Annotated in this window: 18 protein-coding genes; 10 read left to right on the top strand and 8 right to left on the bottom strand. The window is 66.2% G+C overall.

Annotated features, from left to right (window positions below; genetic code table 11):
• Window positions 1–910 precede the first annotated feature (910 nt).
• Window positions 911–1,702 carry an enoyl-CoA hydratase-related protein gene (locus tag LJ725_RS19650; RefSeq protein ID WP_230552403.1) on the top strand — a complete coding sequence of 264 codons (792 nt, stop codon included), beginning with the start codon at window positions 911–913 and terminating at the stop codon, window positions 1,700–1,702.
• A 97-nt stretch (window positions 1,703–1,799) separates the two neighbouring features.
• Here the strand turns inward: LJ725_RS19650 and LJ725_RS19645 are convergent, their stop codons facing one another.
• Together LJ725_RS19645 and LJ725_RS19640 are read right to left on the bottom strand one after the other, a co-directional pair.
• A complete protein-coding gene (locus tag LJ725_RS19645) occupies window positions 1,800–2,699 on the bottom strand; it encodes an MBL fold metallo-hydrolase (RefSeq protein WP_230552401.1) in 900 nt (299 codons plus the stop codon).
• A 58-nt stretch (window positions 2,700–2,757) separates the two neighbouring features.
• Complete coding sequence (locus LJ725_RS19640) at window positions 2,758–3,540, bottom strand: helix-turn-helix transcriptional regulator (RefSeq protein ID WP_230552400.1); 783 nt, start codon at window positions 3,538–3,540, stop codon at window positions 2,758–2,760.
• 101 nt (window positions 3,541–3,641) lie between these two features.
• On the opposite strand from LJ725_RS19640, the gene LJ725_RS19635 reads away from it, so the two are divergent.
• Window positions 3,642–4,721: an alcohol dehydrogenase catalytic domain-containing protein gene (locus tag LJ725_RS19635; protein ID WP_230552399.1), complete on the top strand. Its 1,080-nt coding sequence runs from the start codon at window positions 3,642–3,644 to the stop codon at window positions 4,719–4,721.
• A gap of 141 nt (window positions 4,722–4,862) precedes the next feature.
• Here the strand turns inward: LJ725_RS19635 and LJ725_RS19630 are convergent, their stop codons facing one another.
• The 5 genes from LJ725_RS19630 to LJ725_RS19610 form a co-directional block, all read right to left on the bottom strand.
• Window positions 4,863–5,663, bottom strand: coding sequence for an enoyl-CoA hydratase/isomerase family protein (locus tag LJ725_RS19630; protein ID WP_230552398.1), 801 nt, complete (start codon window positions 5,661–5,663; stop codon window positions 4,863–4,865).
• A 40-nt stretch (window positions 5,664–5,703) separates the two neighbouring features.
• Window positions 5,704–6,036 (bottom strand): YnfA family protein, encoded by a 333-nt coding sequence (locus LJ725_RS19625; RefSeq protein ID WP_230552414.1) that lies wholly within the window; start codon window positions 6,034–6,036, stop codon window positions 5,704–5,706.
• The gene (locus LJ725_RS19620) at window positions 6,033–7,820 is read right to left on the bottom strand and encodes an acyl-CoA dehydrogenase C-terminal domain-containing protein (protein ID WP_230552397.1); all 1,788 of its coding nucleotides are present in this window, start codon (window positions 7,818–7,820) and stop codon (window positions 6,033–6,035) included. Before LJ725_RS19620 ends, LJ725_RS19625 begins: the two co-directional genes overlap by 4 nt.
• 24 nt (window positions 7,821–7,844) lie before the next feature.
• Complete coding sequence (locus tag LJ725_RS19615; protein WP_230552396.1) at window positions 7,845–8,288, bottom strand: MerR family transcriptional regulator; 444 nt, start codon at window positions 8,286–8,288, stop codon at window positions 7,845–7,847.
• Between the two features lie 88 nt (window positions 8,289–8,376).
• Window positions 8,377–9,465 (bottom strand): TIGR03032 family protein, encoded by a 1,089-nt coding sequence (locus tag LJ725_RS19610; protein ID WP_230552395.1) that lies wholly within the window; start codon window positions 9,463–9,465, stop codon window positions 8,377–8,379.
• A 115-nt stretch (window positions 9,466–9,580) separates the two neighbouring features.
• Here LJ725_RS19610 and LJ725_RS19605 point away from each other — a divergent pair, with 115 nt between their 5' ends.
• The 4 genes from LJ725_RS19605 to LJ725_RS19590 are packed head-to-tail and all read left to right on the top strand — an operon-like array spanning window position 9,581 to window position 13,192.
• Window positions 9,581–10,105 (top strand): gamma carbonic anhydrase family protein, encoded by a 525-nt coding sequence (locus tag LJ725_RS19605; protein WP_230552394.1) that lies wholly within the window; start codon window positions 9,581–9,583, stop codon window positions 10,103–10,105.
• 4 nt (window positions 10,106–10,109) lie between these two features.
• A complete protein-coding gene (locus tag LJ725_RS19600; protein ID WP_230552393.1) occupies window positions 10,110–10,811 on the top strand; it encodes a VOC family protein in 702 nt (233 codons plus the stop codon).
• Window positions 10,812–10,833: 22 nt separating this feature from the next.
• Complete coding sequence (locus LJ725_RS19595) at window positions 10,834–11,577, top strand: DUF2272 domain-containing protein (protein WP_230552392.1); 744 nt, start codon at window positions 10,834–10,836, stop codon at window positions 11,575–11,577.
• 10 nt (window positions 11,578–11,587) lie between these two features.
• The gene (locus tag LJ725_RS19590) at window positions 11,588–13,192 is read left to right on the top strand and encodes a GMC family oxidoreductase (protein ID WP_230552391.1); all 1,605 of its coding nucleotides are present in this window, start codon (window positions 11,588–11,590) and stop codon (window positions 13,190–13,192) included.
• Window positions 13,193–13,205: 13 nt separating this feature from the next.
• On the opposite strand, the gene LJ725_RS19585 is transcribed toward LJ725_RS19590, so the two are convergent.
• A complete protein-coding gene (locus LJ725_RS19585; protein WP_230552390.1) occupies window positions 13,206–13,994 on the bottom strand; it encodes a DUF2272 domain-containing protein in 789 nt (262 codons plus the stop codon).
• Window positions 13,995–14,063: 69 nt separating this feature from the next.
• Between LJ725_RS19585 and LJ725_RS19580 the strand changes: the two genes are divergently transcribed.
• From LJ725_RS19580 to ggt, 4 genes are read left to right on the top strand one after another with little or no spacing between them, the layout of a single operon-like run.
• A complete protein-coding gene (locus LJ725_RS19580) occupies window positions 14,064–14,834 on the top strand; it encodes a GNAT family N-acetyltransferase (RefSeq protein WP_230552389.1) in 771 nt (256 codons plus the stop codon).
• Window positions 14,835–14,882: 48 nt separating this feature from the next.
• Window positions 14,883–16,607 carry a long-chain-fatty-acid--CoA ligase gene (locus LJ725_RS19575; RefSeq protein ID WP_230552388.1) on the top strand — a complete coding sequence of 575 codons (1,725 nt, stop codon included), beginning with the start codon at window positions 14,883–14,885 and terminating at the stop codon, window positions 16,605–16,607.
• A gap of 59 nt (window positions 16,608–16,666) precedes the next feature.
• Window positions 16,667–17,329 carry a hypothetical protein gene (locus LJ725_RS19570; protein WP_230552387.1) on the top strand — a complete coding sequence of 221 codons (663 nt, stop codon included), beginning with the start codon at window positions 16,667–16,669 and terminating at the stop codon, window positions 17,327–17,329.
• Between the two features lie 13 nt (window positions 17,330–17,342).
• A complete protein-coding gene (gene ggt, locus LJ725_RS19565; RefSeq protein ID WP_230552386.1) occupies window positions 17,343–18,941 on the top strand; it encodes a gamma-glutamyltransferase in 1,599 nt (532 codons plus the stop codon).
• Window positions 18,942–19,019 lie beyond the last annotated feature (78 nt).

Genomic DNA, 19,019 nt, shown 5'->3' with positions numbered 1-19,019 from the left:
GAAGTTCGTCAGCCAGTTGATGCCGCCCTCGGCACCAATGTACAGACCCGGCTGCGGCGACTGCGCCTGCGCCGCAACAGGCAGCGCGACGATGGCGGCGGCCGCCAGAAGAGCCTTCTTCATGAGTTCTTCCCCTCGTTATCGAAACTTGTCGGACTGAAAGCAGAATAGAGATTGGCGGGGCTGTGTTCGTTCGCCAACTGGGCGGAATATACACACCACCTCTGGTGCGGTGCAACCAGCCGGCCCGCCCCCGCCCGACTCACCCAAAACGTGTGACCCGGACGCCACAGTCGGGCCTATCGGGGCCTCATGGCCTGCTCGGAACGCGCCGCAGCCCGAAGAGCGTCGGGACTAGATGTAGTGGTGCCCCCACCCCCGGTCCGCTCCACCGGGATGGGCATCCGCAAGCCCAGCACTCCGCCCCCGGTCTCCGGGCGACCATAGGGTGTCGGCCCCTTCAAGGGACCTGCCGTCTCCGGGCGGACCGAGAATTCCTCGGACAGGTCAGGATGCGGCAAAGGCACGTCCGGATTGGATGCGCCGGGCGCCAGCAGCCTGCCGACGATCTCGGCGGCCGTGGCCGGCTGATGGGAGGATTTGACACCCGGCAGGGGCCTTTTTGCCTCAGCTGTCAGGGCGGGCCGCGGCCGCGCCGGGGACGCGAGGTCCCGGGCGGACGGAGACACAAGGAATTGTGGCCTCTCCGGGCCCCTCTGGAGATTCTGGTTTAAGGTCGCAGCGCAACTGAGGCCGGCGGCCAGCACGACGACAGCCCCGGCAAGGACGCCGGCGGCGCATCGCAAGGTTCGAATTGTCATTTCACGATGCAGATAGGCAGCATCGTCCGGCTTTTCACCGTGGCATTTTGGACGGTAAATCGCCGTTCACGAAAAGCGAGGAGACTGCCATGGGCCAGTACAGCAAAGTCGAGACCGACGGCCGCCTGATGATCGTCACGATCAACCGCCCTGAGGTCTACAACGCCTGCCATCCCATGGCGAACCAGGAGATGGTCGAGGCGTTCGACGAGTTCCAGAGCAATCCGGACCTCTGGGTCGCCATCATCACCGGCGCCGGCGACAAGGCCTTCTGCGCCGGAAACGACCTCAAGTACCATGCCGAGATCCAGGCCAAGACCGGCAAGCGCCCGGTCCATCCGGCCAAGGGCTTCGGCGGCCTCGCCAACCGCTTCGACCTCGACAAGCCGGTGATTGCCGCGGTGAACGGCATCGCCATGGGCGGCGGCTTCGAGATCGCCCTGGCCTGCGACATCATCATTGCCTCCGACCAGGCCAAGTTTGCCCTCCCCGAGCCGCGCGTCGGCTTGGCCGCCGGCGCGGGCGGCATGCAGCGCCTGAGCCGCATGATCCCGCTCAAGAAGGCGATGGGCATGATGCTCACCGGCCGCCATGTCGGCGCCAAGGAAGGCTACGAACTGGGCTTCGTTACCGAGGTCGTCCCGCACGCCGAGCTCATGGCTTCGGCGAAGAAGTGGGCCGCCCAGATCCTCGAATGCTCGCCGATGAGCGTTCGCGCGACCAAGCAGGTCGTGATGCGCTCGCTCGACCAGCCGTCGCTCGAGATCAGCATGCGCAACCAGACCTATCCCGCTTTCATCGCCATGGCGCACAGCGAGGACACGGTCGAGGGCCCGAAGGCCTTCGCCGAAAAGCGCAAGCCCAACTGGAAGGGCCGTTAGTCAGGAAGGGCTTCCTGGCTATCGCAGCGCGACCCGGTCTCCTGTCCGGCCACCAAGAGCCTTGCCGAAGAGGCAGGTGCCGGCCCGCGGGACCGGCTCAGCGCCCGCGCGCATTGTCATAGTCCCAGTCGAGTTCGAAGCGGTCGCCGTTGGCCTTGATGTAGGCAGCGTGCGGCGAGCCGAAATGGGCCGGCATCAGCAGCGCCCCCTGCTCCACGCAATCGGCGAGCAGGGCGTGGCGCGACTGGCGGGCGAGTTCTCGGTCCTCGCAGAAGACGCTGTTCCATCTCCACAGCGGCACCTGTACCGGATTGTGCAGCGCGTCGCCGGCGAAGATCGCGCGCTTGCCGCGCGAGTCGAGGTCGACGCGGATCTGCCCCGGCGTGTGGCCCGGCGCGGGCTTCAACGTCAGACAGCCGCACATCGCATGTACGCCCGACACGAACTCGGCCTTCTTGGCCTCGACGATGGGCAGCACCGAGTCGTTGTAGGTATTGACCTGGTAGACCTCGGTGTCGGCCTTCTTCGCGAGCGCCGACCAGTGGTCGTGGTCGGTGCGCGACATAACGTACTTGGCATTGGGGAAGGTCGGCACCCATTTGCCGTTCTCCAGCCGCGTGTTCCAGCCGACGTGATCGACGTGCAGGTGCGTGCACATCACGAAGTCGATCTCGTCCGGCTGCACGCCCGCCTCGCGCAGGCGATCGAGATACTGCGTGTTCAGCATGTTGAAGCGCGGCATCCCCGGCCGCGGCTTGTGGTTGCCGCTGCAGGCGTCGACCAGGATGGTGTGCTTGCCCGTGCGCAGCAGCCAGGAGTGGATGGAGGTCATCAGCCGCCCGCTCTCGGGTTGGAAATAGGTCGGCGCCAGCCAATGCTGCTCGGCCTTGAAGGTCTCGCCATCAAACTCCGGGAAGAAGTCCTTGGCCGGAAAGCCCGGCCCCATCTGTTCTTCGATGCGGGTGACGCGTACGTCGCCGATGTGACGGTCCTGCATGTTTCCTACTCCCCTGCTTTCACCCGACTCTGGACGCAGCAATGCGCCGCATCAACCGTTACACCGCCGTATAGACCACGAGTTTCAATGCAGGGTCGTCATTGGCTTGGAAGCTCGTGTGTTCGAAGGCGAGGACTCCCTTCTTGGGATGCCATAGCCGCTTTCGTCCGGCGGCCGCCGCGCGGACGTCATGGGCGCTCCACCAGCCCGCGAACTCCGGGCAGCCCTCGCGCAGGCGGCGTAGAAGATCGAGGAAAGCCGGATCCTTGGCCCACAGATCGTGTGTGGCCCGGAACTGCGCCACCATGCGTTTCGCCTCGTCGGCCCAGGCGGCGCCAAAAACCCGTCGCGAGGCGGGCTTTGTCAGGACGCAGATGAGGGTGTTGCGGTCCTCCTCGGCCAGGCGATCGAAGGCGAAGACCTCTGCAGCGGCTTTGTTCCAGGCGAGGATGTCCCAGCGACGGCCGGTAACATAGGCCGGCTGCTTCAGGCTCTCGACCAGGCGCCGGATCGCCTCGGGCACCGTCTCGCGCACGAAGGCCCGGCGATCGCCACTGCGAGTGAGCGCCCGCAGGTGAGCGTGCTCGACCTTGCTGAGACGGAGCGCGCGAGCCAGCGCGTCAATGGTGGTCACGGACGGGTTAACGCTCCGGCCCTGCTCGAGCCGGATGTACCAATCGACGCCGATGCCCGCGAGTTCAGCCACTTCCTCGCGCCGCAGACCGGGCGTCCGGCGGCGGCGCCCGCCCGAAAGACCGACGGCCCCCGGGCTGAGCCGCTGCCGGCGCGAACGCAGGAAATCGCCGAGTGCGCTGCGATTGGGGGCCGTCGCGGGTTTCATGCGTCACCTTGGCTGGGAGTTCTAATCCCAGGATAATACCAGGCCTAAAAGGGCGCTGCGAGTGGTGCGATGCTTGGCTCGTTCAAATCAGAGGAACGCCCATGAAAGCCGCCGTGTTGAAAGCCTTCGGATCGCCCCTCGTCGTCGAAACGGTGCCCGACCCGGTGCTGGGCACCGGCGAGGTCATCGTCGACGTTTCGGCGGCGCGCGTGCTCGGGTATGCCCACGAAATCTTCAGCGGCCAGCGCCGCTACCTGATGGCGTTGCCGATGATCCCCGGCCCCGGCGGCGTCGGCCGCGTTCGCGCGACGGGCCCCGACGCCACGCACCTCGCCGTCGGCGACTGGGTGAACTGCGATCCCACCGTGCGCTCTCGCGATGATCTCCTCTCGCCCGACATCATCCTGCAGGGGTTGACTGCCGGAAGCGCCAGCGCCCAGCGGCTGCAGACGTATTTCCATGACGGCTCGTTCGCCGAGCAGGTCCGTGTGCCGACAGAGAACGTGACGCCGATCGGCGCGATCGAGCCGGAGGACGCCCCGTCCTGGTGTGCCCTCGGCACTCTGCTCGTGCCCTACGGGGGCTTTCTGGCCGCAAACCTCAAAGCAGGCGAGACGGTACTGGTAAATGGCGCGACCGGCACCTTCGGCAGCGCCGCCGTCGCCGTGGCTGTGGCGATGGGTGCCGCCTGCGTGATCGCGACGGGCCGCAATGAGGCGCCGCTGAACGACCTGGCGCGCCGCCTCGGCCCGCGCGTCCGGACGGTGAAGATGGTGGGCAACGAGGAGGCCGACCGCCGGCGGATACTGGCAGCGGCTCCCTCCCCGATCGACTGCGTGCTCGACCTGCTGCCGCCTATGGCCACGGCGCTTCAAGTGCGCGCCGCGCTAATGACGGTGCGGCCCTACGGTCGCATTGTGCTTATGGGCGGCGTGGGCATGGCGGGCGGCGACGGGTTGGTGCTGGACTATGCCTGGGTCATGCGCAACTGCATTACGATCATCGGCAAGTGGATGTACCCGCCCGAAGCGACGCCGCGCATGATCGCCCTCATCCGCGCCGGCCTGGTGAAGCTCGACGACTTCGAGGTCAGCACCTTCAGCCTGGACGAGGTAAACGACGCCGTGGCCTACGCCGCGGCCCATTCAGGCCCGTTCAGGATGACGGTGGTCCAGCCCTGACAACCCCTGTCGTCCCAACCGAAGCAAAGCGGGGTGGAGGATCTTACTTCACCGTCAACGATCCATGTTGACGAAAAAAGTTCCTCGACCGCGCCGCCCCTCGAGCCGCTCCCCTCTGGAGGACGGAGGGCTCTGCTCTCCTCAGCGCCCCTTGAATTTCGCCTTCCGCTTTTCGAGGAAGGCGCTCAAGCCCTCGAAATGGTCCTCGGTGGCGGCGCAGGCGGCCAGGCCCTCGGCCTCGCGGTGCGAGTGCTCGTCCCAGCTGTTGTCGAACGAGTTGCGGATCAGCTTCTTGGCGACGCCCAGAGCGTAGGTCGGACCGTCGGCCAGCTTGCGCGCCATCTTCTCGGTCTCGGCGGCGAGCTGATCCTTCGGCACGACCCAGTTGAGGATATTGTTGTCCTTGGCCTCCTGGGCCGAGAAGCGCTCGCCCAGCAGGGCGATCTCCAGCGCCTTCCGCTCGCCCACGACCCTCGGCAGGAAGTAGGTCGCGCCGCCGTCGGCGCTGAGGCCGATATGGCGATAGGCCAGGGTGAAGAACGAATCGTCAGAGGCGATCGCGAGATCGCAGTTCAGGATCAGCGACAGGCCGAAGCCGGCAGCGGCGCCCTGCACCGAGGCCAGGACCGGCTTGTTCATGCGGCGGATCTGGTAGATCGCCTGGTGGGCCTTCACGACCCGCATCTCGAAGCCTGCGAGATGGGACTCCTTGTCCTCGGTCAGCGACTTGTGGAAGCCGCGAATGTCGCCGCCTGCCATGAAGTGCGTGCCGGCACCGCGGATCACCACGCAGCGCACCGCCGGGTCCTTCTCGAACTTCGCGCTGTGCTCGATCAGCAGGTCGCGCATCTCCATGGAGAGGGCGTTGAGAGACTCTGGGCGATTGAGCGTCATCCAGCCGATGCCGTCTTTGACTTCGGCGAGAACGTGCGGTGCGGACATGGGGCAGTTTCCTCAGGCGTTATTGGACAACGCCCCAAGGTTAGCCCGTCGCGCGATGCGGTGCGAAAAGAATGATGCCGGCGCCGATCAGGCAAATGAGGGCGCCGGTGACGTCCCAGCGATCGGGCCGCGTGCCCTCGACAGCCCACAGCCAGACGAGCGTCGCGGCGATGTAGACGCCCCCATAGGCCGCATAGGCGCGGCCCGCTGCGCCCGACTCGATGAAGGTGAGCAGCCAGGCGAACAGGCCCAGCGCGACGAGGCCAGGCGCCAGCCACCAAGCCGAGGCGCCGAGCCGCAGCCAGGCCCAGAAGGCGAAGCAGCCGGCGATCTCGAGGAACGCCGCTGCTCCGTAAGCGAAGACCGACTTCAGAAGGCTTCGGCCGGCAGCGCCATCAGGGTCGAGGCACCTGCCTTGATCTGATGGTTGAGCGACACGGTCTGCGGCAGCACGCGCGCCATGAAGAAGCGCGCGGTCGCGATCTTGGCCTCGTAGAAGGCGTTGTCGTTGGCGGCTTCGAGGCCCTTGTGCGACGCCACCACGATGCGGTTCCACATGTAGGCCATCGCCGTCAGCGCCATCAGGCGCAGCAGGTCGGAAGCGGCGCCGCCCGCCTCGTCGGGATTCTTCATCGCGTTCTGCATCAGGAACAGCGCCGAGTCCTGCACCCGGCCCATCGCCTTCTCGAGCGGCTCGACGAACTCCTTCATCTTCTCGTTGCCCTTGTGCTGGGCGATGAAGCCGCTGATCTCGCCCAGCAGGCGCTGCGCGGCGCGGCCGCCCTTCATCGGCAGCTTGCGCCCGACGAGGTCGAGCGCCTGGATGCCGTTGGTGCCTTCGTAGAGCTGGGTGATGCGCGCGTCGCGGACGAACTGCTCGACGCCGTTCTCGCGGATGAAGCCGTGGCCGCCCCAGGTCTGCACCGCCAGGTTGGCGCACTCGCTGCCCATGTCGGTGAAGTAGGCCTTGATGATCGGCGTCAGCATCTGGATGAGATCGTCGGCCGCCTCGCGCGTCGCGGCGTCGGGATGCGAGTGGGCCTCGTCGATCAGCATGCCCACCCACAGCGCGAGCGCGCGGGCGCCCTCGGTGAAGGACTTCTGGATCATCAGCATGCGGCGTACATCCGGATGCACGATGATGGGATCGGCCGGACCGCCGGCGTTCTTCGGCCCCGTGAGCGACCGGCCCTGCAGGCGGTCGCGCGCATAGGCGACGGCGCTCTGGTAGGACGTCTCGGCGATGCCGAGGCCCTGCATGCCGACGCCGAGGCGCGCGGCGTTCATCATGACGAACATCGCCGTCATGCCCTTGTTGGCCTCGCCGACCAGCCAACCGGTGGCGCCGTCGAGGTTCATCACGCAGGTCGCATTGGCCTTGATGCCCATCTTGTGCTCGATGGCGCCGCAGCGGATGCCGTTGCGCTCGCCGACCGACCCGTCGGCCTTGGGCAGGAACTTCGGCACGATGAAGAGCGAGATACCCTTGGTGCCGCCCGGCGCATCCGGCAGACGCGCCAGCACGAGGTGGACGATGTTCTCGGTGAGATCGTGCTCGCCGGCCGAGATGAAGATCTTGGTGCCGGAGAGACTGTAGCTGCCGTCCGCCTGCGGCTCGGCCTTGGTGCGCAGCATGCCGAGGTCGGTGCCGCAATGGGGCTCGGTGAGGCACATCGTGCCCGACCAGGTACCGTCGGCCAGCTTGGGCAGGTAGCGCTTCTTCAGCTCGTCCGAGCCGTGCCGCGACAGCGCCTCGTAGGCGCCGTGGCTGAGGCCCGGATACATCGCGAAGGCCTGGTTCGAGGCGGTGAACATTTCCTGCAGCGCGAAGCCGACCGTCGCCGGCAGCCCCTGCCCGCCATACTCGGGATCGCAGGTGATGCCCGTCCAGCCGCCCTCGGCGAACTGCTTGTAGGCCTCCTTGAAGCCCTTGGGCGTGCGCACGACGCCGTTCTCGTAGTGGCAGCCTTCCTCGTCGCCGGTGCGGTTCAGCGGGAACAGCACGTTTTCGCAGAGCTTGGCCGCTTCCTCGACGATGGCGTGGATGGTGTCGGGCGTCGCGTCCTCGTAGCCCGGCAGCTTGGCCAGCTTGGACACGTCGATGACTTCGTTCAGAACGAACTGGATGTCCTTGATCGGGGCCTTGTAGACGGCCATGCCTTCCTCCTCGGTCGAACTTTTCTAGTCGCTTTCGGGATCGACGCCGCGCTGCTTCAGCTCGGCGCTCACTTGAGCCTCGACGTCCCTGAACTCGCCGATGTGCTGGTCGAGGTCGGCGCGCTTGCGCTCGAGATCGGCGATGTGCAGCTGGCTGCGCCGCAGCAGCTCCCGCAGTTGCTGAATGCCCGTGCGGTCGACCTGGTAGAGGTCGAGCAGCTCGCGGATCTCGGCGAGCGAGAAACCCAGTCGCTTGCCGCGCAGGATCCAGCTCAGCCGCGTGCGGTCACCCGCCGTGTACAGGCGCGTCGTGCCCTGCCGGCGCGGCTTGATCAGCCCCTCGTCCTCGTAGAAGCGGATCGTGCGCGGCGTGATCGCGAACTCGCGCGACAATTCGGCGATGCTGTAGATGCGCTGCGGGTCGCGCGGCGCGGGCGTGTGGGCCGAGGATGTTGCGGCAACGGACATGATGGAGATCATGTAGTTGACGTTTACGTAAACGTCAAACACCTTTACGTGACACGGGTTTACGTAAGGTAAGCCGTCCCGAGGCACCCTACTCGATCGACACTGTCCGCCGGATCTCCTCGTTCTTGAAGCCGATCATCATCGGCCGCGACAGGCCCGGCAGGGAGACGACGTCGTAGAGTTCGTTGACGACGCCCTCGAAGCGCAGCCAGTGCGCGACGTCGCCGGTCCGGGTGTCGATCACGAACACGCCGCAGCGCGGGCCGACCTTGGCGGCGGTCAGGCGGTCCTGCAACGGCAGGCCGGCAAAGGTGCGGTTCTCGCGCGGCTCGGAGAGACCCACGAGCGCGTAAGGCCCGACGAAGTCGAGGCCGCGCAGATAGCCCGGACAGAAGGCCAGCGGCTCGAAGCGGCCCGAGGCCATATCCACGGTGCCGATCTCGCCCGCGCCGGAATTCAGCACCCAGAGCCTGCCGTCGTGCAGCCGCGGCGAGTGCGGCATCGCGAGGCCGCGGCAGACGATCTCGCCCGAAGCGACGTCGATCACAACACCGCCGCCGCTGCGATGCTCCCGCCAGCCGTCGGCCACGTCGGTCTCCGCGACGGCGGTGACGTAGGCCGGCTTTCCCTCGCGCATCGCCAGCCCGTTCAGGTGGCAACGATCCTCCGGCGCGAGGCGCGAAACGAACGACGGCTTCCACAGTGGTCGGAAGCTATGCGTCTCGCTGGTCGTCGCGAGGCAGGAGAACAGGGTGTTCACGAACACCAGCCCGCCGTCGGCGCCGTAGGCCACGTCATGAACGTCGAGATCGGCGGTGTAGCTGGCCGTCTGCGGCACGAACAGAGCGTCGTAGCCGGCCGCACCCGGCGTGCCGCCCGCGGCATCGACGAAGCTGGTGATCTGGATCATCGATGCCACGGCCAGCCGCGAGTCGCGAAACGCCATGCCCATCGGCCGCTCGATCGTACGCTCGAACACCGAGAGCCGCCCGGCCTCCCGATTGCTGCCGATCAGGATGACCTTGCTGCTCTGGTAGGTCGAGATCGCGAGGCTGCTCGCGCTGTCGGCGAGCCAGCTTGCGAATTGACGCGAGGCCGTGACCACGAAGGCGCGCTTTTCGGTTTCCGCGGGCCGTGCTTCGACGGGCGCCGTGCTGGTTTCGTCCGACGTACTCATGATGACTGCATGCTCCGCGTCCGCCCGACCATCTGCCGCGCTATTGAACTGGCGGGTTCAAGGTGGCATGCGGAATGGCAAGAACACAACGCTCCGCGCAACCAGAGGGATACAGATGGCCATCTACCAGCTCCACGACCGCGTGCCGGTGATCCCGGCCTCCTGCTATATCGCCGAGGAGGCCACCATGATCGGCTCGGTAATCCTCGGCGAGCGCGTGAGCATCTGGCCCGGTGCCGTCCTGCGCGGCGACAACGAGCCGATCGTGATCGGCGACGACAGCAACATCCAGGAGCTGAGCGTCCTGCACACCGATCCCGGCGCGCCGCTGACCATCGGCCGGCACGTCACGGTCGGACATCAGGTGATGCTGCACGGCTGCACGATCGGCGACGGCTCGTTGATCGGCATCCAATCGGTGGTGCTCAACCGCTCCGTGATCGGCAAGGACTGCCTGGTCGGCGCCGGGTCGGTCGTGACGGAAGGCAAAAGCTTCCCCGACCGGTCGATGATCCTCGGCTCGCCCGCCAAGGTGGTACGCGAATTGAGCGAGGAGAATGCAACGAGGCTCGCCATGAGCGCGGAGAGCTACGTGAAGCGCAGCCAGGACTACAAGGCGAACCTGAAGCGCATCGGCTGAGGCGATGATCACGGCGCTCGACCATTTGGTCATCGGCGGTTCGGTTGCCGCCTACGAGACGTTGCTCGGACGGCGCGCAAGCGACGGCGGGCTGCGCACCGGCAATGTCGGCCTGCGCTTCGAGGACGGACCGGCGGGGCTGCACTCGATGACGTTCGCGACGACGGATCTCGACAAGGAAGCGAACTTGCTCGAGCGGCGTGCGGTGAAGACCAAACGCACGGACGACGGCGTGGCGTTCAGCGGGCATGGCGTCGCGTTCGGCCTCTCCGTCGGGACAGGCGAAGCCGCCTCGCCGCTCGCGTCCGAAGACGCCGCGGCCGTCGTCGGCCTCGACCATGTCGTGGTGCGCACGCCCAATCCCGAGCGGGCCATCGCCTTCTATGCGGGCCGCCTCGGCCTCGACCTGCGGCTCGACCGCAGCAATCCCCAATGGGGCGCACGCTTGCTGTTCTTCCGCTGCGGTGACCTCGTCGTGGAGATCGCCCACGATCTCAAGAAGGGCATCTCCGACGGGCCCGACCATCTGTGGGGCCTGTCCTGGCGCGTGCCCGACATCGCCGCCGCCGCCGCGCGCCTGAAGACCGCCGGTCTCGATGTCTCCGAGCCGCGCGACGGCCGCCGGCCCGGCAGCCAGGTCTGCACCGTGAAGAACGGCACCGAGGGCGTGCCGACAATCCTGATCGGCGGGGTCGGGCGCTGGTGACGCAGCACAGGTAGACTGCAGCATGCGCAGCCTCGTCGCGATACTCCTTCTAGTTCTCACCGGTTGCACGCAGGCGCCGGCTGGCAAGCCGGTCGTGCAGGCGAAGGACCTGCCGCCACTCGGCCCCTGCCCGGCCACCTCCTGGAAGCCCGAAGCGCCGCCGCCCACGGCAAGCGCCAAGACCTCGATGGTGCTGCTGGCGGTCGGCGAGTGGGGCCGCTTCGGCAAGCAGGTCATCACCTATTCCGACAACGCGCCGGCGAAGACAGAACAGCTCGGGATCAAGGAACGTGAGGCACCGCAGCGCATCGCCGACTACTGGGCCTCCGTCGGCAACAAACTGAGCGGACTCAACGACGTACCGTGGTCGGCGGCGTTCATTTCCTGGGACATCGCCAGCGCCGGCGTGCCGCGTGATCTGTTCTGCCCCGACCAGCGCCACACGATCTATGTGGAGAGGATGGCCGAGCGCGCGAAGAGCCCCGGCGCCGCCTTCATCCCGCATGCGCCAGCCGACCGGGCACCCCAGGTCGGCGACCTGATCTGTGCCTCGCGCGAAGGCAGCGGCACGACCCTGCAGAACCTCAACCGCGGCGCAGGCCACTGCGACATCGTGGTCGACGTCCACCCCGGCCAGGTCTTCGCCATCGGCGGCAACGTGGGCGACTCCGTCACACGGAGCGTCTTTCCACTGGACGCGAACGGGTTTTTATCGCCCTTATCCGGCCGACCGTTCTTCGCCGTCATCGAGAACAGGCTGCCCTGAAGGAAGGACCATGTCTTCGCTCTACGACTACATCATCGTCGGCGCCGGCTCGGCCGGTTGCGCTCTGGCCGCGCGCCTGGCCTGGGAACGGCCCAAGCTGCGCATCCTGGTGCTGGAGGCCGGCGGTCCGGACAAGTCGTTCATGCTGAAGATGCCGGCAGGCTTCGCCTCGCTGGGCGAGAAGAACCCGTTCAACTGGCATTACGAGACGACGCCCCAGAAGCACTGCAACGACCGCCGCATGTACTGGCCGCGCGGCAAGACGCTGGGCGGCTCCTCTTCGATCAACGCCATGCTCTATATCCGAGGCCACGCCTGGGATTACGACCACTGGCGCCAGCTCGGCAACGAGGGCTGGTCCTATGAGGACGTACTGCCCTACTTCAAGAAGGCGGAAAACAACGAGCGCGGCGCGGACGACTTCCACGGCACCGGCGGACCGCTCAACGTCGCCGATCAGGTCGATCCCAACAGGCTGAACGAGGCCTTCCTCAAGGCCGCCGAACAGGCCGGCCACAAGCGCACCAAGGACTTCAACGGCGCCGAGCAGGACGGCGTCGGGATGTACCAGGTAACCCAGAAGAACAAGGAGCGCTGGAGCGCCGCGAGCGCCTATCTCCGTCCGGCCGTCGCCAATAGCGGCGCCCACCTCGAGGTGATCACCGGCGCCCTCACCGAGCGCATCATCTTCGACCAGAACCGCGCCATGGGCGTGCGCTACACGCTGAACGGCCGCGACGAGGTGGCTCGTGTCACGCGCGAGATCATCCTGTGCGGCGGCGCCATCAACTCGCCGCAGCTCATGATGCTGTCGGGCATCGGCCCGGCCGATCACCTCAAGTCGATCGGCATCCGCCCGATCCATGATCTGCCCGGCGTCGGCGGCAACCTGCAGGACCATCTCGATGCCGCGCTGCTGCAGTTCTGCAAGACGCGCGACACCTACGACCGGGCCAACAAGCTGGCCTCGCTCTACCAGTACGTCGTGAACAAGAAGGGTCCCGGCACGTCGCCGATCGCCGAATCGGGCGGCTTCCTGCGCACCCGCCCGGGACTCGCGGCGCCCGACATCCAACTCCATTTCCTGCCCGTGCTCGTCCAGGATCACGGCCGCACGCGCCTCAACCGGGACGGCTACAGCCTGCACATCTGCACCCTGCGTCCCGAGAGCAAGGGCACGATCCGGCTGCGCAGCAAGGATCCCAAGGAACACCCGCTGATCGACCCGAACTATCTCGCCGAACGCAAGGACCTCGACACGCTGATCGCCGGCGTGAAAATGGGCCGGGACATCCTCGCCCAGTCGGGCCTCGATCCCTACCGCGCCGACGAATTGGCGCCGGGTCCGGCAGCCAAGACGGATGCCGAGATCGAACAGTGGATCCGCGCCAAGTGCGAGACGATCTATCACCCGGTCGGCACCTGCAAGATGGGACCGGCCAGCGATCCCATGGCGGTGGTCGACGACAAGTTGCTGGTGCACGGGGTCGAGGGGCTGCGCGTGGTCGATGCCTCGGTGATGCCGACGCTGATCGGCGGCAACACCAACGCCCCCACGATGATGCTGGCCGAGCGGACCGCCGCGATCATGCACGCGGCGGGCATGACCAACTAGGCCGGACCGCGGCTCAGCCGCGCTTCTCGACGACCAGAAGCCAAGGGCGGCCCGAGACGTTCATCAGGCGGCCGCGTGAGTCGACGGGAAAGAGGCTCATCGCCACGCTGTCCTTCACGTTACCGCCGATCGCGTGCACGTAGCCGCCGCGCACGTCGGTGACGATGTCGCAATGAGCCGCCGTGTTGTCGATGCGGCGGTGGGCGGTGCGCGGATCGGCGTAGCGCCAGGTCGGCCCGGCCGAACCCGAACAGACGAGGTCGCCGGGCTTGGGCGAGTATTCGCTGGGCGCGTGCAGCAGGAACGGTGCGCTGCGCGAGGCGCGCTCGCGATCGTAGAGCGCCGATAGGTAGCTGCCGTGACGACCGTCGCGCGGGAACTGCGAGGCGCTGTAGCCCGACTGGACCATCACCCAGGTGACGAAGGCGCCCGACCAGGGCTTGTCGGAAGTGCCGTTCCACTGCGGCCGCCCGCAGGCGCCCCAATATTCGCCGACGCGGCTCGAGAGCGGCTCGCTGCGCTCGGTCATGCCGTGACGGTTGGTGTAGCCGTTGGCCTGCCCCCCATAGACGACGGTGGCGCGGCCGAACCGGCTCCATTCCTTCCAGGCCGTGTAGGCGACCTTGTCGCTGGGCGGACGGTCGTCCGTGCCAGATCCCCCGCCGCCGCAGCCGGCGAGCGTGAGGGCGAGGAGCAGGACGAGCAGAAGGGTTGCTGGCAGCCGCACATCGACCGTGGAGGGGAAACGATGTAGCGGCCGCCAGCAAACACGAAAGTCGACATCGAGGGGGTCGGACTTCATGCGTAACTTACAGTTTTAAGAATAAATATTTGTTATTATTGAAGATTAAATTATCACGGATCGAGCCTCATGTCATCTCCTCATATTCCAGATGAAGTCCCTGAGACTCTGGATGAAGTCCGTCGCCTGGAAGCCCTGGCCTTTAATGGCTGGCCCGCGTTGGAAAGCCGGGATGTCGGCGGCTGGCGGCTTCGGCTCTCCGGCGGATATACAAAAAGAGCGAATTCAATCAATGCGTTGGGATCCAATTTCTCAACTGATATTGGAGCTCTTGAGGCACCCTATCGCGATCGCGGGCTGGTTCCGGCTTGGCGGCTGACGCCTCTGGCGCCGCAGGAAATCGCGCCGCTCCTGACCGACCGGGGCTACCGCGCGATCGAACGTAGCCTGCTGCAGGTCTGTCCTCTCCACGAGCGCTTCCAGGCCGATCCCGCGGTGGTCGTTTCCGACACGCCGAGCCCGGCCTGGATCGAGGCCTTCGTCACCCACAGCCCGGTCAGGCCGGAGCATCGCGAGACCATGCAGAGGATGCTGCAGGCCATTGCACAGCCGGTTGGCTTCGCCTTCGTTCAGCATCAGGGCCGGCCGATGGCCATGGCGATCGGCGCCGTCGAGGGCGATCACATGGGATTGTTCGACGTGCTGGTGATGCCCGAGGCCCGTCGTCAGGGGCTGGCGCAGCGTGTCACCGAAAGCCTTTATGCCTGGGCCTGGGAACGGGGTGCACGACGAGCGTATCTCCAGGTGGTGGCCACCAATGCCGCAGCCATCCCGCTCTACGCGGCGCAAGGCTTCCGCACGGTTTACACGTACGAGTATCGCGTCCCGCCGACTTCTTGACCCTCGCCCGCTCCCCCTCGCATAGTCGATGCAGGGAGGAAGCAAACAATGTCGGACTACGCTTGGGAGAAAAGCTACCCGCCGGGTGTGAAGTGGGAACTCGACGTCCCCCGGATGACGATCCACCAGAGTTTCGAGGAAAGCTGCGCCAAGTTCGGCGACCGGCCCTTCACCGACTTCCTCGACAAGGTGATGACGTTCCGCGACTACAAGGAGGCCTCCGACCGGGCCGCTGCGGGCTTCCAGAAGCTGGGCGTGAAGCCCGGCGTGAACGTCGGCCTCTACCTGCCGAACACGCCGCACTACATCATCGCGTTCTTCGGCGTGCTGAAGGCCGGCGGACGGGTGGTCAACTACTCGCCGCTCGATGCCGCGCGTGAACTCGAATTCAAGATCGGCGATTCGGAAACCGACATCCTGGTGACGCTGGACGTCGCTGCGCTCTATCCGAAGATGGCCGCGATGCGCGGCAAGACGCGGCTGAAGAAGCTGATCGTCGGTTCGATCGCCGACTACCTGCCGTGGCCCAAGAACTGGCTCTATCCGATCGCCAAGAAGAAGGAACTCTCGGCCTGGCCGCACGACGACTGGCACATGTCGTTCAAGGACCTGCTGAACAACGACGGCAAGTATCTCTCCTACAAGCCTTCGAGCGACAATCTGTGGGACGAGGTGGCGATCCTGCAATACACCGGCGGCACGACCGGCCTCCCGAAGGCCGCGATGCTGACGCATGGCTGCGTGATGGCGGCGATGAGCCAGGGCCAGGCCTGGACCGTGCCCTACACCACGCCCGGCACCGAGAAGGTCGTGTGCGTGCTGCCGCTCTTTCATATCTATGCGCTGTCGGGAATCATGCTGGGCGCGGTGCGCAACGGCAACCAGCTCATCCTCTACCCGCGACCCGACATCGACATGATCGTGAACGATCTGGCGAAAAAGAAGCCGACCTTCCTGCCGGGCGTACCGACGCTCTACACCGCGATTAACAAGCATCCGAAGGCGCAGGGCCTCGATCTCAGCTCCCTCAAGATCTGCATGTCGGGCGGCGCGCCGCTGCCCGTCGAAGTCCAGCAGAGCTTCGAGAAGCTGACAGGCGCCACGCTGATCGAGGGCTACGGACTCACCGAGACGTCGCCGACCGGCGCGATCTGCCCGGTCGACAAGAGCGTGCGTCGTGTCGGCTCCTGCGGCGTGCCGATGCCCGGCACCGTGATCGAGATCCGCGACATGGAGGACGGCAGCAAGGTCCTGCCGGCCGGCAAGGAGCATGTCGGCGAGGTCTGCATCATCGGCCCGCAGGTCATGAAGGGCTACTGGAAGAAGCAGGAGGAGACCGACAAGGTCCTGTTCCGCCATCCGTCGAGCAACTGGATGGGCCTGCGCACCGGCGACATGGGCTACATGGACGAGGACGGCTGGCTCTACCTGGTCGACCGGTCGAAGGACCTGATCATCTCCTCGGGCTACAACGTCTATCCGCGCATGATCGAGGAAGCAGTCTATGAGCATCCGGCGGTCGACGAGGTGATCGTGATCGGCATCCCCGATCCCTATCGCCAGGAAGCACCCAAGGTCTTCGCCAAGCTGAAGCCCGGCGCGTCGCTCACCTTCGAGGAGCTGAAGAAGCATCTCGAAGGCAAGATCGGCAAGCACGAGATGCCGGTCGCCCTCGAGATCCGCCCCGAACTGCCCAAGACCCCGGTCGGCAAGCTCTCCAAGAAGGAACTCAAGGAAGAGGAACGAGCCAAGGCACAGTCAAAGGCGGCTTGACCGCTCTCTTGTTCCTCTCCCCCATGGGGGAGAGGTAAGGTGAGAGGGTGATGCGGCCCATGACCCACCTCACCTCCCCCACGCTGACGCGCGGGGTCGCTTCCTCTCCCCCCGCTCGCGCGGGCGGAGAGGATGTGTTGCGCAGAAATATTTTGCTCGGTGGTGCCAGCCTCGTGCTGACCGGCTGCTTCGACCGGCCGTGCCACGAGCGCAATCCGGCCCAGAAGGCGTTTCTCGACGGGCTTCAGGAGTTGGCCAAGCCCGCCCTCGCCTCCAACAACCCGTTGCGGGTCGAGGAAGCGGCGCGCCAGAGCATCGCGCTGGCCGGCAAGGTCGGCGCCTTCGAGGACTGGTGCGGCACCCTGACGAAGATCGAAGGCAATGCCCAGACCGCCGGCGTCACCATCGACATCGGCCGTCAGGTTTCGCTCTACGCGTTCAATGACTGGGCACTCGCCCTTGCCGGCACGGTGACCGACTTTTTCTCCACACGATCCCGTGCGGCGCCCCCGCCGGGCCTTTCCGAAGCGACCGTCGCGGCGCTAAAAACCCTGCGGCTGGGCGAACGCGTGACGCTCTCCGGGCGGATGGGCGAGATCGCAGGCTCTGGCGTGTTCGATTTCTCCCGCCTATTCGGCAAGAGCACCGCGGAGCATCGCCAGTTCCTGCAGACGCCACGCTTCGTGGCGCGCATCGAGGCCCTCAAGGCTTCGAAGAAGTAGAAAGGATTCCGAGGTGCCGTCTTTCACGTACGACTTCCCCTATTCGACCAAGAAGCTGCCGGTCTTCGCCGAGAATGTCGTCTCCACGTCCCAGCACCTCGCGTCCACCGCCGGCCTGCGCATGCTGGCCAAGGGCGGCAATGCGGTCGATGCGGCGATCGCCAGCGCGGCCGCCATCACCGTGGTCGAGCCCACGATGAACGGCATCGGCGCCGACGCCTTCTGCATCCTGTGGGACGGCAAGCAGCTCGTCGGCCTGAACGCGCACGGCCATTCACCGGCGTTGATGACGCCCGACAAGTATGCCGGCCTCGACAAGATGCCCCATGTCGGCTGGGGCTGCGTGACGACGCCGGGCGCCGTGTCGCTCTGGATGGAACTGCACAGGCGCTACGGCAAGCTGCCCTTCGCCGACCTGTTCGAGCCGGCGATCAAGTACGCCCATGACGGCTTCCGCGTCTCCTACATGGTGGCGCACCAGTGGAACCGCGCGATCGACCGGCTGAAGGGCCAGGAGAGCTGGGTGAAGGCCTTCCTGCCCAACGGCCGCGCGCCGCAGCCCGGCGAGCTCTGGAAGTTCCCCGACCAGGCGAAGACGCTGACCAAGATCGCCGAGAGCAAGGGCGAGGCCTTCTATCGGGGCGAACTCGCCGAGGCGATGGACAAGTATGCCCGCGAGACCGGCGGCATGCTGCGCAAGGAAGACCTGGCGGCGCACAAGCCCGACTGGGTCGACCCGATCGGACTCGCCTATCGCGGGACGACGCTGCACGAGATCCCGCCATCGGGCCAGGGCATCGCGGCCTGCATGGCGTTGGGCATCCTCGAGAACTTCGAGCTGGCCGGCCTCGACTGTGACGGTCCCGAGGTCGCGCATCTGCGCATCGAGGCGATGAAGCTCGCCTTCGCCGACATCTACCGATACGTCGCCGACCCGCGCTTCATGGAAGTGACACCGGCACAGATGCTGGACAAGGCCTACCTGAAGAGCCGCGCCAAGCTGATCGATCCGAAGAAGGCCAAGGATTTCGGTCCCGGCACGCCCAAGGACGGCGGCACGATCTATCTCGGCACGGCCGACGCCTCGGGCATGATGGTGTCGCTGATCCAGTCCAACTACACCGGCTTCGGCTCGGGTATCGTGGTGCCCGGCACCGGCATTGCCTTGCAGAACCGCGGCACCGGCTTCGTCACAACCAAGGGACATCCCAACGAGGTCGGGCCGAACAAGCGTCCCTTCCACACGATCATCCCGGCTTTCATCACAAAGGATGGCCGGCCGGTGGCGACATTCGGCCTGATGGGCGGCGCCATGCAGCCGCAGGGCCACATGCAGGTCTTCTCGCGCATGATCGACTATGGCCAGAACCCGCAGGCCGCGATCGACGCGCCGCGCTGGCGCGTGCACGAGACCGACGGCACGGTCTGGACGGAAGAGCACATGCCGCAGGGCACGCTCGACGGGCTGGAGAGCCGCGGCCATCGCCTGACGCGGACGAAGATGCCGAGCTTCGACTTCGGATCGAGCCAGATCATCTGGCGCTTCCCCGAAGGCGGTGCCTATCTCGGCGCCTCCGAGAGCCGCCGCGACGGCGCTGCGGTCGGATTCTAACGGCCTCAAGCTCTTCCCCTTTGCGGATTGCGCAAAGGGGAAGCGCCCTCGTCTCACGAGGGCGATGGGGTCATGCCC

Source organism: Reyranella aquatilis, from assembly GCF_020880995.1.
In the GTDB taxonomy this organism is placed as follows: Bacteria; Pseudomonadota; Alphaproteobacteria; order Reyranellales; family Reyranellaceae; genus Reyranella; species Reyranella aquatilis.
The sequence above is the reverse complement of the archived record's forward strand: the minus strand, read 5'-3'. Positions and strand labels throughout refer to the sequence as shown.